Genomic DNA, 15,886 nt, shown 5'->3' with positions numbered 1-15,886 from the left:
GTGTATTCGTAAACGGTAATGATAATCATTTTCAATTAAAACATAGGAAGTCCAGAAAACCAATAGGAAAAATGGGGTGATCTCAATTCGCCGTATCTTTTTTGCAAGTTCCTTTTTTCTGTTTCTCGGCAATTGGACAGGCATGACGGCCATAAACTGGTATGTATATGATTATTACCAGGAAGCGGCTTACCTTGGCTATATTAACTTTGCCCGTTTAATTCCGATCGTGCTGTTCTCATTATATGCAGGAAAGCTTTGCGATCGCTATAAAAAAACCATACTCGCCAAATGGTATGGAGCCGCCGTCCTGCTCATAACAGCGCTGCTTGCGGCATTAGCGTTCATGGATGAGCTGACGTTTGCCGCGCTGCTCGTGTTTTCTTTCATACGCGGTGTGGCGAGTGCCTTTGAAACACCAAACCGCAACTCGATTCTCGGCACACTCGGAGACAGCAAGGACATGAGCAAGCTCGTATCCTCGCATTCTCTTATCATCAATCTTTGCCGGTCTGCAGGACCAGCGCTTGCCGGTATGATGCTGGCGGCTTACGACGTACAATGGACGTTTCTGCTGCAGGCGGCTGCGGCCCTACTGTCACTGCTGCTCATCCTTCCGCTGAAGGAGGATAAGAGCGTGAGAATAGTAAAACGCAAGCCGCTGCCGAGCTGGAAAGTGGTCAAACAATACTTTGCAGGTGACGAGACAGGCCGCCGCATCTTTTTGTATTCCTTAATAACCATGGCGTTTGGATTCTCGTATTCTACGGTATTGCCGGTGCTCGTGGACGGCCATTTTGCGGGTCGTGCCGATATTTTCGGTCTGTCGATGGCCGTTGCGGCGGCAGGCGGAATCATTGGCGCTGTATTTCTGCCGCGCGCCGTTGAACATTTCGGCGAACAGAAGGTGTATTATAGAAGCGGATTCTTATTTGCGATCAGCTTGTTATTGATACCCGTCCCTGTCAAAGCGCTTTTCTTTGTCGTGCTGTTCACGCTCGGCTTTTTCGGCCAATGGCTGCGGTCATCGAACCGCATCTACTTTCAGCGCCATGTGCCAGAAAGTGAAAGAGGCGTCCTGATGAGTGCCGTGCTCATGGACCGCGGAATGATTCCTGCCGGGTCCATACTGATTAGCTTCATGATCGGATGGTTTGGCGCAGCGCCGGTCTTTCTGATCATGGGCACGATCTGCCTCCTTCCGCTCCTATTCAGGAGACAGACTTTCAAATTAACTCATAAGAAGGTGTATAACATTGCTGACTCTAATTGAGGAAACAGCCCAGACAAGAGCCGAGCACGGCATCATGAACAGACTGGCGAACGCGTTAGTCCGTGAAAAACTGCTGCCATCCGCAGCGGAAGAGGACGGTTTCATCCAATTGCAGCTAAACAGCGGCAATGTACTCATCATGAACGTTACATACAAAGGAGCCTTCTCGCGCTATACGTTCGCACCCCCTTTTTATAGACAAAAAAACGGGGAAACCTACCCTGTAAATACGCTAGAATCCATGCTTGACCTGTTAGCGGAAGAAACAGCGCTGAAGATCTCGAACGATCTGGCGCACGAGCTGATCAACAGCCGTGACAACCTTGTGCTTTCTTACAGCCAGTTTGAACAAAAAAAGACATGGGTAAAGCGTCAGGCAGAGACGACCATAGCGTTTCACAAGAAAAAACAGCCGGTTTCTTTTATTCAATTTTTGAAGCTGCTCTCAGAATGCCGCCGTTTTGATGAGCTCGTCTATTCGGAAGCACTTGTCATTGAGGGGCATCCGCTGCATCCGTCAACGAAAACAAAGCTTGGACTGAGTAAGGAAGAGGTGCTGCATTACGCGCCAGAATTCGAGCGGGAGATCATGCTCAAGACCGTGCTCGTCCACACGAGTCTTACGGTAACGAGCGAGGGCGGCAAGCCGATGCTTTATAAAGAATGTCCAGCTGTTGAGCGGGCAGCGGAACACATCCTCTCCTCCCTTGGAGAGAAGATGGAGAGCTACCATCCGTTTCTCCTTCATCCGTGGCAATATGAACACGTGCTGCCGCAAGCGTTCGCCGCAGAACTGAGCGAAAGAACGATCATTCCGCTGCCAGTTGAAATTCCGTCATCCGCCACCTTGTCATTTCGGACGATGGCGCTGACTGGGATGAACGTGCATGCCAAACTGCCGGTAAACGTACAGGCAACGAGCGCGGTCCGGACCGTATCCCCGGAAATCGCGGTGAACGGGCCGCTGCTGAGCGAGCGCCTTGTTCCGCTTCTTTCAAGTATCGACGGTCTTACTTTTTTACCGGAATATGTCGGCTCCTATTTTGGGGCAGGCGAAAAGGAAGAACGCAGCCGCCAATTATCGTATATTTTGCGACAGTCGCCGTCATCTGTCAGAAGAGAAGGCGAGCTGCTGCTTGTCGGCGCCAGCCTGACGTCCGATAGTCCGTATAACGGCGAACCCGTCGTGCTCGATATCATCAAGGATCACACAGGAAATGAACCGCTTACCGCCGAAGATGTGTATACGTTCGCTCACCATTATGTTGAACGCGTCGGATTGCCCATCTTGCAGGCGCTGCTTCAATACGGTGCAGGGTTGGAGGCGCATATGCAGAATACCATCATTGCCGTGAAAAACGGGCGCATCACCAATGTGGTGATGAGGGATCTTGGCGGCGTACGCATTCATCAAGAAACAATCAGCCATCACATTTCCATGGACGGCATTCGAGACGCCTCCATTTTTAGCGAAAAAATAGAAGAGGCGAACAGCAAGTTTCTTCACGCATTCGTACAGAACCATCTCGGCGATCTCTGGTTCACGCTCGCGACCGCTGTTGAAGGAGTCGAGGAAAAGAAGCTGTGGAGCATCACATCCGCTTTGTTCAGAACGATTGCTGATGAACAGCACGCGATATTCGATGATTATGTAAAAACGAAGGCGCTTTTGTCGATGAGGATGAACGATGCAGCAAGCGCGTATGAATATAGTCTGTTTCAAAATCCATTACACAGCAGGGAGGGATAGCGTTGTATCCGGTCATTTCTGTCAACCTGTCTAAGCTCGTTCACAATGCACTCTGGATAAATAAGTTATGTCATGCGAAGGGCATTGAGCCATACATTGTTACAAAAGGAATCGGTGCCGACATGGATGTCATCGAAGCGCTGTTTTCCGCTGGCATCACGAAGTTCGCAGACTCCCGGCTGCAGAACTTGAAAAAAATACGTCAGGCGTTCGGTTCGCATGTATCCCTCATGATGATTCGCACACCACTTCTGTCGGAGGCAGAGGAAACGGCTGCCATATGTGATGTTAGCTTGAACAGTGAGTGGAGAACGCTTGCTGCTCTTGGCAAGGCCGCGGCTGCATTTGGAGTAGAGCACCGTGTGATTTTAATGGCGGAAATGGGAGATCTGCGCGAAGGGGTTCTGCCTGAGAGCTTGCCCGAGCTTGCCGTGTTTGCTCATAGCACGAAAGGCATCACGTGTGAAGGAATCGGGGCAAACTTCACATGCTTCTCAGGCGTCATTCCAACAGAGCAGACGATGAAGAACGTTTCCGATCTAGTGGCAAAGGTAGAAGCAGAGACGATGATTGAAATGCCCGTCCTCTCAGGCGGCAACAGTTCCACATTGCCGCTGCTTCTGCAAAACAAGCCGCTCGGCCGCGTGAACCAGCTGCGGATCGGTGAAGCCGTCTGGCTCGGAAAAGAAACGGCGTACGGCACGCCGATCAGCGGCTTGTATCAGGACGCCTTTACGCTGAGTGCGGAAATCATTGAAATCCAAACAAAACCGACCCTTCCGCGAGGGCTGATCGGGGTGGATGCATTCGGCAGGACGCCCGAGTTTCACGACCGCGGTGACAGGCTCCGCGCCATCGTTGCGATCGGACGCCAGGACATTGACATCGACAGCCTCGCCCCGATTGGAATCAACGCACACGTCCTTGGCGGCAGCAGCGATCATCTTATTCTCGATATTACAGATGCGGCCCCGCTGAACGTAGGCGACACCGTCGACTTTTCACTAGGATACGGCGCCCTGCAGAGCGGCATGCTCTCGCCTTTTATCAAAAAGAAACTCTCATACGACAGCGTTATCCAAAAAGCCATCGCCCTGTAGCCTCCCGCCATCCTGTGCGGGAGCTTTTTTTATAAGCTCGGGGGACCAGGCTACGTAGTCCGAAATGGAAAGTTCTAAAGTTCGGGGTCCGGTACTCAATCAACCGTAAGTGTATTCGTTGATGCCGCCGACCCTATGGTTATCCTGTTTTTTACCGTTTGGGGGTAGAGAGAATCATGCGCGTACCGGACCCCAACCAGTACACCAAACAAATAATTTTATGAAAATGACTCGAAAAGTGGTAGACAGGTGTAAGCGTTTGTACTATGATAGTCAATGAGAATAATTATCAATGATAATGATTATCAATATTGATTAATTGGAGGCATACATATGTTGAAGAAAAAGGTCCTATCTTTATCCGTTTTATCCCTTGCACTAGCTGGTGCCTTAACGGGCTGCGGCACGAAGGAAGAATCCAAGAAAGAAGAGCACGCTGCTCATAAAGAAGAAAAGAAAGCCGAAAGCGTGACGATCAAGCATGCTTGGGGTGAAACAAAATTCGATAAAGCACCACAAAAGATCGTCACACTTGATTTCTCATTTATCGATACACTCACAGCGCTTGAAGTGAAGCCGGCAGGAAACGCGGGTGTCGGCGAGACGAAGGTGCCTGAATATCTGGCTTCTGAAGTAGGAGAAGTAACCGATGTAGGTGAGCGAAAGTCTCCTAACCTGGAAGTACTGTCTTCTGTAAAGCCTGACTTGATCATCGCGAGCGCAGACCGCCACAGCATGATCCAAAATGAATTAAAAGGTATTGCGCCAGTCATCGCACTTGACGACAACAGCTACGACGAAGTGATGAGCAACGTCGATACGATCGCGAAAGTGCTAGGAAAAGAAAAAGATGCTGAAGCAGCGAAAGAAGCACTTCAGAAGAAAATCGATGACACGAAAGCAAAAGTAAAAGGTGAGCCGAGTGTGCTCGTTGTCGGTTCGTTTGAAGACGAGTTTTCCGTTTGGATCAAGGATTCCTTTATCGGGTCGCTTATGACAAACGTGGGCGCAAAATATGCGTTTGAAGGCGAAAAAGAGAGCACAGAAGGTAAAGCCGAAATCGCAACGATTACAATGGAACGCTTGGCAGAAATCAACCCGGATTACATTTTCTTGTACGGTGAAGACACAGCAAAGTTTAAAAACAACCCGCTTTATGGCAGCTTGAAGGCCGTGAAGGACAAGCATGTTGTTGAAGTAGACCGTAACCTATGGTCACGCGGACGCGGTCCGGTAGCAGCAGAGAAAGTGCTGGATGAAGCAGGTGCCGTGTTAACCGGCGAAAAAACGGAGTAAAACGATGATGACATCAGAAAAAAGCAGACGGGGCATCTCCCGCTCTGCTTCTTCTGCTTTTCTCCTATTGTTTCTTCTGTTGGCCATTGTCAGCACGTTATCACTGATTTTCCATGTGAAGGGACTATCATGGGAAAACTGGCGGGCGCTTTTTGACGGCAGTAACGAAACATTATCGTACACGGTTTGGGATGTGCGTCTGCCGCGCGTTCTGCTCGGCATCATTCTCGGTGCGGGCCTCGCTGTTGGAGGGTGCCTGCTGCAGGCTGTAACACAAAATCCGCTGTCAGACCCGGAAATCATGGGCGTCAATCAAGGAGCGTCATTGTTCGTTGCTTCAAGTTTGCTTTTTTTCAACACAGACAACATGGCGGCGGTCATTCTCGCGGCCGCTTTTGCCGGCGCATTTCTCGGCGGATCGCTCATTTTTGCGCTCGCCTTCAGCGGAACGTACAGTGCCTCAAGGCTTGTGCTCGCTGGGATTTCTGTCAGTTTTTTTCTCGGCTCACTCACGACCGGTCTGATCGTCTTGTTTGAAACAGAGCTGACCGAAATTTTATATTGGATGGCAGGAAAGCTGTCGGGAGCAGGCTGGCAGGATATCCGGATCAGCGGAATCATCATGGGGGCTGCGATCACGAGTGCCCTGTTTTTGTCAAAATCGCTCAACATCCTATCGCTAGGAGAGGACACAGCAAGAGGCCTCGGCATCTCAGTGACAAGGACCCGGCGGCTGAGTGCTTTGCTCGTTGTGATCATTACTGGCTGTGCGGTTGCAGCGGCGGGGCCGATCGGGTTTATCGGGCTGATCATCCCCCACATCGCTAGAAAAGTAGTAGGAGCGGATTATAAAATTGTTCTTCCGTTCTCGGCACTTGCCGGTGCGGTGCTGCTGACGGGAGCTGATCTTGCCGGACAGCTGCTGAGCTATCCGTCTGAAACGCCGGTCGGCATTATCACGGCATTGCTCGGCGCACCGTTTTTCCTCTATTTATTGAGAAAAAAGAAAGGAGGCGCGTGATATGAAAGCGGGACGTTATGTGTGGAGCATGTCAGGCGGATTGCTGCTGTTAGGGTGTCTCGCCGTTCTTTCACTCCGCCTTGGTGCGGTACCGGCTCCTTTTTCTGTACTGTGGGAAGAGGCAGTGACAGGAGAAGGGTTCATCCTGCAATACAGGCTGCCTCGCCTGATCATTGCTGTGCTCGTCGGCATCAACATGGCTGTCGCTGGCGCCATATTGCAGGCGATGACGAAGAACCCTCTTGCCGCACCGGATATCGTCGGAATTTCAGCAGGAGGAGGGCTCGCTTCTGTCATATTGATCCTTTTATATCCTGGATTTCAGCCGTTTATGCTGCCGCTTGTTGCATTTGGTGGTGCGCTTGTGGCAAGCTTGATCGTCTATAGCCTTTCATACGATAAGGGGATGAAACCGGAGCAGCTCGCTCTTGGCGGTGTCGCCGTTTCAGCTGGTCTGCAGGCACTGATTACATTTTTTATCGTCAAATATGCGCTCGATGCTGCACAGGCGCTCGTCTGGTTAAAGGGCAGTCTGTACGCCAGATCATGGCAGCATGTCCATATGCTGTGGCCATGGACGCTGGCTGGCTGTACGGCCGCACTTGTAAGCTGGAGACAGCTGAATTTGCTGCTGATGAGTGAGGATACGGTGAGAGGACTCGGCATGAGGGTGCAGCTGGCACGGTTTCTGCTGCTCATAACGGCAGCTGGGCTTGCGGCGAGTGCCGTCGCCGTCGCCGGTACAATCGGTTTCGTCGGCCTCGTCATCCCGCATGCTGCCAAGCTGATCGCCGGAAGCGACAGCAGGTTCTACCTGCCGCTCGCCGCACTAATGGGAGCAATACTCGTCACAACAGCCGACACCATCGGCCGCATCATCCTGCCGCCAATCGAAGTACCAGCAGGAATCATCACCGCCTTAATCGGTGCACCTTACTTTGTGTACCTGCTAGTCAGGCGAAAGGTCGTTTAAGTTGTTTAATAGATAGAAAGAAAAAAAGCTCTCCGCTTGGCGGAGGGCTTTTTTTAGAAATAGAATGCACTTCTTACTCCAGGAGTTGAGTCAGCGGCACTTTCTGAAGAAGTAAATGAAATTGTAGAAAGCAAACCTGCTACAACAAATAAACCTAATAATAACTTACGCATTCTTTCATCCCTCCTTTCAAAATATATTTTTTCTAGCATTATTAGATAATCTATAATATTGACTAGCTTTTTTATATAATGATTGGTCAAAATATAAATCTGCTAAGAATTCACTATAATTTGCTAGGTATTCAAAAGAATCCTGGCTTTCAAAGAAGGGTATTGCCTCTCTTCTTAAAAAATCTTCTAATTCTGTTGTCTGATTATGAACTTGATAATTTATAATATTAAAATGATAAAAAAAGGATGGATCGTTAGCTTTTTCAACGTGTGACAATGCTTTATTAATCCACTTCTTGGCTTCATCATAATTATTTGTATAAAAATACTCCTTACTTAATAGCAAGAGTGTATTCATAACGTTATCTAAAAGTTGGTGCTGTTTAAGTTCAATTCCTTTTAATAAAAATTTTATCGCTTTTGTATGTTCTTTTTTAGTAGCTGCAATATAACCAAGATTATGATAAATAATTCCTTCTGTATTATCATCCTTAAATGTTTTTGCATATTTTAAAGCTTGATCTAGGTGATAAATAGCTTGGTCAAAGTTTCGAACTCTTCTATTTGCTATTGCTAAAATGATTTGGCAATCTGCGCTTCGATTATAATTATATTCTTTATCAAAAATAGTTATGGCTTTATATGCATAAAAATTTACTGCTGAAACTCTTGAAAGTTGATTATATGTGATTGCTAATTGGAAATACACTATAGCCGCTTCTATTTCTTTTAAATCAGCTTTCATATGAAACTCTTCCGCCATTTTGAAATGTTTTAAGGCACTTTGCAGTTTGTATTTAAAAGAAAAATACATACCCATAAATTGGTTGTAGTAGAATAACAGTTCATTGTTATCACTTTGTAATATGTGGTTTTTAATATTTTCTAGTATGTGATACCCATCATCAAAATCATCTGATGTTACAAAGATGCATCTGCATTTAAACAACTCATATCTCAAAAGAATATTAGGATCACTTACACCCTGCATTTTCTCTTGTACGGTTTTCTGAAACTCTCCTGCTTCGTCAAACCTCTTGTTCACCATCATCATATTCCACTCATCAAGCATTTCAAGTATCTCGTCGTTGTTGGTTTCGTTCGGGGAGATTCCTAAGCGGTCGCACAGAAGGTTGATGACCTCGTCGCTGGATTTGGCGTCTCCTTTCTCAATTTTACTTAAGTAGGAAACGGAGCAGATGCCCTGGGCCAATTCTTCCTGGGTGAGGCCTTTAACTTTCCTGTAATATCTTATTCTCTGACCGACCATAAAATCCCCCTTTCCCAACTTGGGAAAATTGTCACGGAACACCCATCCTTAACAAGCATCCATTCTACCATTTTTCCCAATACAGATAACACGCCTTGTTTGATAAGATAAATATAACAGAAAATATAGAGTTTTTGCTAGATATACACTATTTTAATAATTTAAGTCAAGTTTGAGCCGCTTGATTTGAGCGGTACCGGCTGAAATAACAAGGAGGAGAGTAATATGGCCAAAATGGAACAACTAACAACTAGAGCAGCAGACAAAATGGGTTTGGTACATGCCTCACAGATCCCCGCCAGCGCCGGAAGTGTAGTAAGAAATGCGGAGGAGGACGGATTATATTCTAAAATCCTCATGGACAGCCAAAAGAACTACTGGTTTGCCAAACAGAACGAAGAAGGAAGCACTTCATATAAATTATTTATTTTTGACCATCATCATGGCATTTTAAAATCTCACGCGATTGAGGGTCAGCCTAACTTTTATGAATTTGAATCGTGTGTGGTTGTTGCTTGTGAGGGAGATGGGTCCAAAGGCTCGGTTCTCCTGTTTAGTAAAACAGAGCCTGAACTGCTGAAAGAATGGAAAGTGAACGGCTTTCTATGGGAAGTAGAAATGGATGGTGACTGTCTTTATATTTCCACCTACATTGCCGAAGAAAACCAGGCGGTGCTCTATATTATTACCGACGGAAAGAAAAAGCGTGTGAACCTCGGAAGTAATTTCGCTCCGACTGATATTCTGGCGGCAAACGGACGTATTCACGTATCCTGCGCACCGGTTCTGTCAGGCGACCCAAAGAAAATCATGGTGCTCAGCAGCAAAGGGAAGCTGCTAAGCGAGCACAAGCTGTCCATTTCACCGAGAGCGATCTATGAAGTGGGCGATGAAATCATGATTTACGAGCTCGATCTTGCAACGGGAAAGAGTGAAAAGATCGTCTATTTAAATACAGAAACAGGGGAACAGAAGGAACACTCTATTCCGCATTCACAGGTCGTTGAGTGTACATGTCAGTCTCTGTCGCTCATACAGCCGGATTCCAACACACTGTTCACTTGGGATCACCATAACCGAAAAATCGTGGAAAGCCGTAAAGTTGTATAACGAACATCCAAAAATCCTTCATCTAAATGGTGAAGGGTTTTTTTTGTTGTTTTGTTGGAGTCCGGTACGCTCATTCACAATGTGCTGCTGCAGAAAGAATTGATAAATGGGCGTACCGGACCCCGAACTTTTGAACTTCGAACGGCTGTTTAGGAACTGTATTTTAGGGAAAAAATCGGAGTAGACGGAGGGATGGCATGGAAATCGTGAACGCGGATGTGGAGATGCTTGCCTCGCTGCACGGTGAAATCGAGAAGCAGACGGGAAGACCGCTGCATTTTTATCAAGATAGAGAGGATATTAAGATGTTTGCTGCGGTAGAAAACGGCAGGCTTCTTGGTGTGCTTATGGCTAAGCTGCTGTTGTCTGAGCGCAAGGGGCAGATTATTTTCAGATACGGTGATTCAGAAGCTGGCCAGCAGCTGATGCAGCATGCACTGAAATGGATGAGATTGAACAAAGTGGATGATTTTCTTTTTTAATCGTAAGGAGGACACGAGATGAAGCACACAATGCCGTACAATTGGACCTATTATGACCTGAACGGTGAACGTGACCTGGACCGCCTGCGGGAGCTGACGGCCGATAACGAAGGCTGCAGCAAGTGGGCAGATCATGCTGCAAGGCAGAAAACGAATTTCCTGCAGATTGATCAAGAGGAGAACGGACAGTACGTTTTACGGGGTTCTCTCATTTATACACAGAACCCGAAAGATCAGGATGAATACAAGGTGGCTCATTTTTATTTAACAGAAGATAAGTTCATTACGGTGAATCTGGAGCTGGATACATTCACCAGGACATCAAAGGAACACCTCTTATCACTGATGGAGAAGGTGGAAACCGCGCCGGAGGGCTTTTTCATTTTTCTTGGCGAAGTGCTGAACCATTTTCTCGACGGAATTGATGAGCTGGAGACGAAGCTGAAGCAGCTGCAGAATGATGTGCAGAAGAACAACCATACGAATCTGCTGAATATGATTTATGACCGGCGGATCGAGCTGATTAACTGGAGCGATCTGGCCATTGCGGTGGAGGATACCCGGCTTGCGGCGAAGGAAGCGTTTTTGGATAAGCTGACAGAAACGGATGCGTATAAACGGACACAGACGAGAATAGACCGCACACTCACTCTCGTGCGGAACTACCGTATGGACATTGATACACTGCTTAACCTCGAAGAAGTGCTCTCCTCGCACCGCGGTAACGAAATTATGAAGACACTGACCGTGTTCACCGTCATTTTCACCCCTATGATGGGATTTGGCGCGATCTGGGGAATGAACTTTGAGAACATGCCCGAGCTGAAGTGGAAGCTCGGCTACCTGTATGCGATGCTCTTAATTGGCGGGTCCACGATCGGCGTTTACATCTGGCTTCGGATGAAGGGCTGGACAGGCGATTTGTTAAAAGGCAGGAAAAAAACCAAGCATTTCGATTAGATTAATTAAACGATTAAAAAAGGAATCAGGCAAAATTTGTCGAAATTGGCAGATGGCCTGATTTTTTTATGAAGATTTGTCGTTTGTCCGTAAGCTTTTTGTCATGAAAACGTAAGAAAACGACCAATATGACCGATACATACAAAGCGAAACCTTTAATAGAAATACAACATTAGGAGTGTCCGGAATGAACAAGAACATCATCTATCTGCTGCTGGGTCTGGCTGTTTTTCTGCTGCCGTTCCACCAGCAGGCTCATGCTGAGGATAACGGCATCAAGCTAGAAAGCGAAACCGCCGTCATCATGGACGCGAAGACAGGCAATATATTAGTGGATCAAAGCAAAGATAAGCAGATGTATCCGGCCTCCATTACTAAAATTGTAACAGGGGCACTGGCCATTGAATCGGGCAGGCTGGACGAGATCGTGACAGTCAGTAAAAACGCCACGATGGCAGAAGGAACAAGAGTCTATCTTGTCGAGGGTGAGCAGGTGACGCTGAGGCACCTCGTGCAAGGTCTGATGATTAACTCAGGAAACGATGCCGCTGTTGCCATCGCTGAATTTTTAGCAGGCGATGTGCAATCGTTTGCTAGGCAGATGAACGATTATGCGAAGAAATCGGGCGCTGTGAGCACCCATTTCGTAAACCCTAGCGGCCTTTTTGATGAAAATCATTACACAACTGCCGATGATATGGCCAAGATCACGCAACATGCGATGCAGCTTGACGAGTTCCGGCAGATTGTAGGAACAAAAGAATTAAAGTGGGACGGCAAGGAGTGGCAGACGACCTTGCAGAACCACCACCGCCTGCTATGGGATTATGAAGGCACAACCGGTGTGAAGAACGGGTATGTGGACGAATCGAAGCACACGCTTGTGACGAGTGTGACGCGCGGAGACCTCGATTTGATCATCGTTGTGATGAAAGCTCCTTCCAAGGGCGCGGCATATCGGGATACCATGAGCCTCGGGGATTATGCGTTTGCCCAGTTCGAGCGGCAGACGCTCGCTAAAGGGACAGAGATACAAGCGGAAGACGGCAAACGATATCCTCTGAAAGAAGACATTACCATTACGCTGCCAAAGGGGGAAAAGCCGGTCCAGGAGGTCACGAAGGACGGCGAGCTGATTTTGCAGTCAGCTGCCGGAGTTGAACTGGCTGAGGAAACGCTGTATTCGCCTGATAAGCTGAAGAAAAAAGCGTTGAAAACCGCAGAAAATACGGCAGGAGACGTGAAGGAATCAACATTTAGCGGGAGTGCGGCGACGGTTACCATCTTCGGCTATGCAGGCTTTTTACTGCTCATGGCTTTCATGGTCATTCTGCGCATGAGATACCGCCGCCGCCGAAACCGAGCTATGAGAGAAAGCGCCAGCCGATACTCACGCTATCCGACAGTTGGGAAATAAAATGATTGTATGATGTGAAGCTGATCCTTACTCCAGAGGATTAGCTTTTTATTTTGCATGTGAAAACGAATAACAAAGATGTTACGTATTTTAAATGTAAAAGTCATTGTCAAAATCATTCACATAACCGGGGAGTTTAGTCTGGGTTTGTGTAACCTTCGTGTAATAGTAACGGTGAGTATAGTCACCTCACAACAATTGGGAAAATAGTTCTTTTCACCTGTTTCATTCAAATTATGTAAGCTGTTACATCGGAATGTAAATCGTTTGCAAACTAGCGGAAACACTCACTTACCCTTTTTCTACCAGTACTGAATCCCGATTCAGTACCTCGTTGACACTCATAACCTGCGCTATATATAGTGGTTTCGTACTTGAAGCAACATAGCAGGTTACAAAAAATTAGCGAGGTGCACACATGTTCAAAAAGAGGTTTGTCCGTAACACGTTTTCTGTCATGGCGGCAGCAACGGTGGCATTAACGGCGGTAGCTCCATCAGCAGCGGCGGTCACACAGCCAGAGCCTGATACAGAGCTGAATAAAGAAAACATTAAACAGCCGTTGTCAGTAAAAAGCGCGAAGAAATTGAAAGATGGCGTTCGATTTGACCTAGGCACGCACACAGCAACCATCAGCATCTTTGCTGGCGATCTAGCGAAAGTGTCTCTTTTGCAAAAAGGAGAAAAAGAGAGACCGTCACGTGCACTCGCAAAGAAAGACTGGGGCACACCATCATTCAAAGCCATCGACACGCCCTTAAAGTACATCATCAAAACGGATGAACTGATCATTGAAGTGAAGAAAGACACGTTCGGCGTTAAGTTCATGGACAAAGCCGGAAATGTCATTAACGAAGATTACATGAAGTACGGATCAGGCTACGAGAATGACAAGCCGTTCGTATTTAAGAAAACGCAAAAAGACGAAGCGTTCTATGGATTCGGTGAGCAGGCTGGATTGAACCTGAACCAGCGCGGACACGAGATTGGCATGTGGAACACCGATGCTTATGCGTATAACAAAGACACGAAATATTTATACACATCCATCCCGTTCTTCATGGGATTGAAGAACGATAAAGCGTACGGCATTTTATTTGATAACACGAACCGTTCTTACTTCAACATGGCGCAGGAAAGTGATGATTATTATTACTTTTATGCGAACGACGGAAGTCTGACGTATTACTTCATGAACGGACCGGAAATCTCTGACGTTTTGGATCGATACACAGACCTGACAGGAAAAGCGGAAAAACCGGCAGCTTGGTCCCTCGGTTTCCACCAGTCCAAGTGGGGCTACACGCCTGAAGAAATCGTAAATGTCGCGAAAACGTACAAAGAAAAGAACATTCCGCTCGATACGATGCACTTTGATATCGACTATATGGATGGATACCGCGTGTTCACTTGGAACAAGGAACAAGATTACCTTGGCGCCCTCAAGCAAGTGAAGGACATGGGACTGAACGCCATCGCGATCAATGACCCTGCTGTAAAAGTGGATGAAAACAACATCACGTACAAAGAGGGAACAGAAAAAGATTATTGGGCAAAGAACCCTGACGGAACGAACTTCGTCGGTGAAGTATGGCCTGGAGATTCGGTATTCCCAGACTTCTCAAAGCCAGAGGTACGCGACTGGTGGGCGAAAAAGCACAATACATTATTTGACGCGGGAATCGACGGCATCTGGAACGACATGAACGAACCGGCTGTATTCGACGGACCTTACCACACGATGCCGCTTGACGTAGAGTTTGGTGAAGGTGCGAACAAGATGAAGCACACCGAGTACCATAACCTTTACGGCCATGATGAAGCAGAAGCAACATACAATGCGTTCAAATTATACAAAGACAATCAGCGTCCGTTCGTTTTGACGCGTGATATGTATGCTGGAACACAGCGTTATGCGGCACTTTGGACAGGCGATAACGTTTCAAACTGGGAGCACCTGCAAATGAGTATCCCGATGAACGCGAACGTTGGTCTTTCTGGAGTGGCGTTTGTCGGAAATGATATCGGCGGTTTCGCGCAGCGTCCGACAGCCGAGCTTTTCGCACGCTGGATCCAGGTTGGAGCACTTCTTCCATTTGCACGCGACCACTATGATAGCGACGCGAAATCAGAAGTAAAGGTTGGCCAAGAGCCTTGGCAGTATGGTCAGCAAGTAGAAGACATCTCTCGTAAATACATCGAGCTTCGTTACCAGCTGCTGCCATACTTGTACAATGCGTTTGTAAAAGCTTCTGAAAACGGCGCGCCTGTTCAGCAGCCGCTCGTGTATCAGTTCCAAGACGATGAGAACACGTACGACATCTCTGATCAGTTCATGTTTGGCGACAACTTAATGGCGGCACCGGTGGTAGAGGAAGGCCAAACTTCACGCCAAGTGTATCTTCCTAAAGGCGAAAACTGGGTTGATTATTGGACAGGAAAAGAATACAAAGGCGGACAAACGATCACGCGCCAAGCGGATCTTGAAACAATGCCGCTATTCGTGAAAAAGAACACGATCACACCAATGCGTGAGGTGCAGCAGCAAACGGATGAGAAGCCGCTAACCAATCTTGTTCTCGACACGTATGTAGACCGTGAAGCAACGTACACGTTCACAGAAGACGATGGTGCGACGTACGACTACAAAGACGGCGAATTCAATGAAACAATCTTCACCGTGAAAAAGAAGCTAGGTAAGATTGAATTTAAGCAAGAGAAAACAGTAGAAGGCTATGAAGATTCTAAGCTAGCATCTTACACGCTGAAGCTGAACGGTGCAGCTGCGCCCCGATCTGTTAAAGGTGGCAGCATGAAATATGCGGCAGCAAAATCGCTTGCAGACATGAATGAAGAAGCAGGAACATACTTCTATGACAAAAACACGAAGAAGTTATACGTTCACATCCCTGTAGATGAAGATCAAAAAGTAACGATTAAGTAAGACAAGAAAAAGGGCTGACATCTGTTGGCTCTTTTTCTATTTTAAAAACTAGCAAGCAGGTGAGCAGCATGTTTTCTGAGGAAATGAAACGAAAGATAATGGTTGTTTCATTATTTC

The 15,886-nt window shown here is 47.2% G+C and carries 12 protein-coding genes; 11 read left to right on the top strand and 1 reads right to left on the bottom strand.

Translation table 11 applies throughout. The annotated features are described in order from the left end of the window. Nucleotides 1-76 precede the first annotated feature (76 nt). The 6 genes from ACFQPF_RS14085 (at nt 77) to ACFQPF_RS14060 (ending at nt 7,413) form a co-directional block, all read left to right on the top strand. Complete coding sequence (locus tag ACFQPF_RS14085; RefSeq protein ID WP_379750359.1) at nt 77-1,273, top strand: MFS transporter; 1,197 nt, start codon at nt 77-79, stop codon at nt 1,271-1,273. Continuing rightward, nucleotides 1,257-3,023 (top strand): IucA/IucC family protein, encoded by a 1,767-nt coding sequence (locus ACFQPF_RS14080; RefSeq protein ID WP_379750358.1) that lies wholly within the window; start codon nt 1,257-1,259, stop codon nt 3,021-3,023. The genes ACFQPF_RS14085 and ACFQPF_RS14080 overlap by 17 nt, the downstream gene beginning before the upstream one ends. A 2-nt stretch (nt 3,024-3,025) precedes the next feature. Next, complete coding sequence (locus ACFQPF_RS14075; RefSeq protein WP_379750357.1) at nt 3,026-4,123, top strand: alanine/ornithine racemase family PLP-dependent enzyme; 1,098 nt, start codon at nt 3,026-3,028, stop codon at nt 4,121-4,123. A gap of 333 nt (nt 4,124-4,456) precedes the next feature. Next, complete coding sequence (locus ACFQPF_RS14070) at nt 4,457-5,419, top strand: ABC transporter substrate-binding protein (RefSeq protein ID WP_379750356.1); 963 nt, start codon at nt 4,457-4,459, stop codon at nt 5,417-5,419. Between the two features lie 4 nt (nt 5,420-5,423). Further along, on the top strand, nt 5,424-6,440 hold the full coding sequence (locus ACFQPF_RS14065; RefSeq protein ID WP_379750355.1) for a FecCD family ABC transporter permease: 1,017 nt from the start codon (nt 5,424-5,426) through the stop codon (nt 6,438-6,440). A 1-nt stretch (nt 6,441) separates the two neighbouring features. Then, entirely contained in the window at nt 6,442-7,413 is a 972-nt protein-coding gene (locus ACFQPF_RS14060; RefSeq protein WP_379750354.1) for a FecCD family ABC transporter permease, read from the top strand. Between the two features lie 189 nt (nt 7,414-7,602). Here the strand turns inward: ACFQPF_RS14060 and ACFQPF_RS14055 are convergent, their stop codons facing one another. After that, a complete protein-coding gene (locus ACFQPF_RS14055; RefSeq protein WP_379750353.1) occupies nt 7,603-8,856 on the bottom strand; it encodes a helix-turn-helix domain-containing protein in 1,254 nt (417 codons plus the stop codon). A gap of 225 nt (nt 8,857-9,081) precedes the next feature. Here ACFQPF_RS14055 and ACFQPF_RS14050 point away from each other — a divergent pair, with 225 nt between their 5' ends. The 5 genes from ACFQPF_RS14050 to ACFQPF_RS14030 all read left to right on the top strand — a co-directional run bounded on the left by ACFQPF_RS14050 (nt 9,082) and on the right by ACFQPF_RS14030 (nt 15,769). After that, complete coding sequence (locus ACFQPF_RS14050; protein ID WP_379750352.1) at nt 9,082-9,966, top strand: hypothetical protein; 885 nt, start codon at nt 9,082-9,084, stop codon at nt 9,964-9,966. 197 nt (nt 9,967-10,163) lie between these two features. Beyond that, nucleotides 10,164-10,448, top strand: coding sequence for a hypothetical protein (locus ACFQPF_RS14045; protein WP_379750351.1), 285 nt, complete (start codon nt 10,164-10,166; stop codon nt 10,446-10,448). Nucleotides 10,449-10,466: 18 nt separating this feature from the next. Next, nucleotides 10,467-11,408, top strand: a complete 942-nt coding sequence (locus ACFQPF_RS14040; RefSeq protein WP_379750350.1) for a magnesium transporter CorA family protein — start codon at nt 10,467-10,469, stop codon at nt 11,406-11,408. A gap of 187 nt (nt 11,409-11,595) precedes the next feature. Continuing rightward, on the top strand, nt 11,596-12,825 hold the full coding sequence (locus tag ACFQPF_RS14035) for a D-alanyl-D-alanine carboxypeptidase family protein (protein WP_379750349.1): 1,230 nt from the start codon (nt 11,596-11,598) through the stop codon (nt 12,823-12,825). Nucleotides 12,826-13,243: 418 nt separating this feature from the next. Then, nucleotides 13,244-15,769 (top strand): glycoside hydrolase family 31 protein, encoded by a 2,526-nt coding sequence (locus tag ACFQPF_RS14030; RefSeq protein WP_379750348.1) that lies wholly within the window; start codon nt 13,244-13,246, stop codon nt 15,767-15,769. Nucleotides 15,770-15,886: the final 117 nt, after the last annotated feature.

The sequence above is a fragment of the Fictibacillus iocasae genome (genome assembly GCF_042665465.1).
Lineage (GTDB): Bacteria > Bacillota > Bacilli > Bacillales > Fictibacillaceae > Fictibacillus > Fictibacillus iocasae.
Note: the sequence above shows the minus strand (reverse complement) of the source record. Positions and strands in the feature narration are given on the sequence as shown.

What these genes read in the sequence shown, in the direction of transcription:
- ACFQPF_RS14070 (WP_379750356.1), top strand. Translation starts at nt 4,457, where the DNA reads ATGTTGAAGAAAAAGGTCCTATCTTTATCCGTTTTATCCCTTGCACTA.
- ACFQPF_RS14065 (WP_379750355.1), top strand. Translation starts at nt 5,424, where the DNA reads ATGATGACATCAGAAAAAAGCAGACGGGGCATCTCCCGCTCTGCTTCT.
- ACFQPF_RS14060 (WP_379750354.1), top strand. Translation starts at nt 6,442, where the DNA reads ATGAAAGCGGGACGTTATGTGTGGAGCATGTCAGGCGGATTGCTGCTG.
- ACFQPF_RS14055 (WP_379750353.1), bottom strand. Translation starts at nt 8,856, where the DNA reads ATGGTCGGTCAGAGAATAAGATATTACAGGAAAGTTAAAGGCCTCACC.
- ACFQPF_RS14050 (WP_379750352.1), top strand. Translation starts at nt 9,082, where the DNA reads ATGGCCAAAATGGAACAACTAACAACTAGAGCAGCAGACAAAATGGGT.
- ACFQPF_RS14045 (WP_379750351.1), top strand. Translation starts at nt 10,164, where the DNA reads ATGGAAATCGTGAACGCGGATGTGGAGATGCTTGCCTCGCTGCACGGT.
- ACFQPF_RS14040 (WP_379750350.1), top strand. Translation starts at nt 10,467, where the DNA reads ATGAAGCACACAATGCCGTACAATTGGACCTATTATGACCTGAACGGT.
- ACFQPF_RS14035 (WP_379750349.1), top strand. Translation starts at nt 11,596, where the DNA reads ATGAACAAGAACATCATCTATCTGCTGCTGGGTCTGGCTGTTTTTCTG.
- ACFQPF_RS14030 (WP_379750348.1), top strand. Translation starts at nt 13,244, where the DNA reads ATGTTCAAAAAGAGGTTTGTCCGTAACACGTTTTCTGTCATGGCGGCA.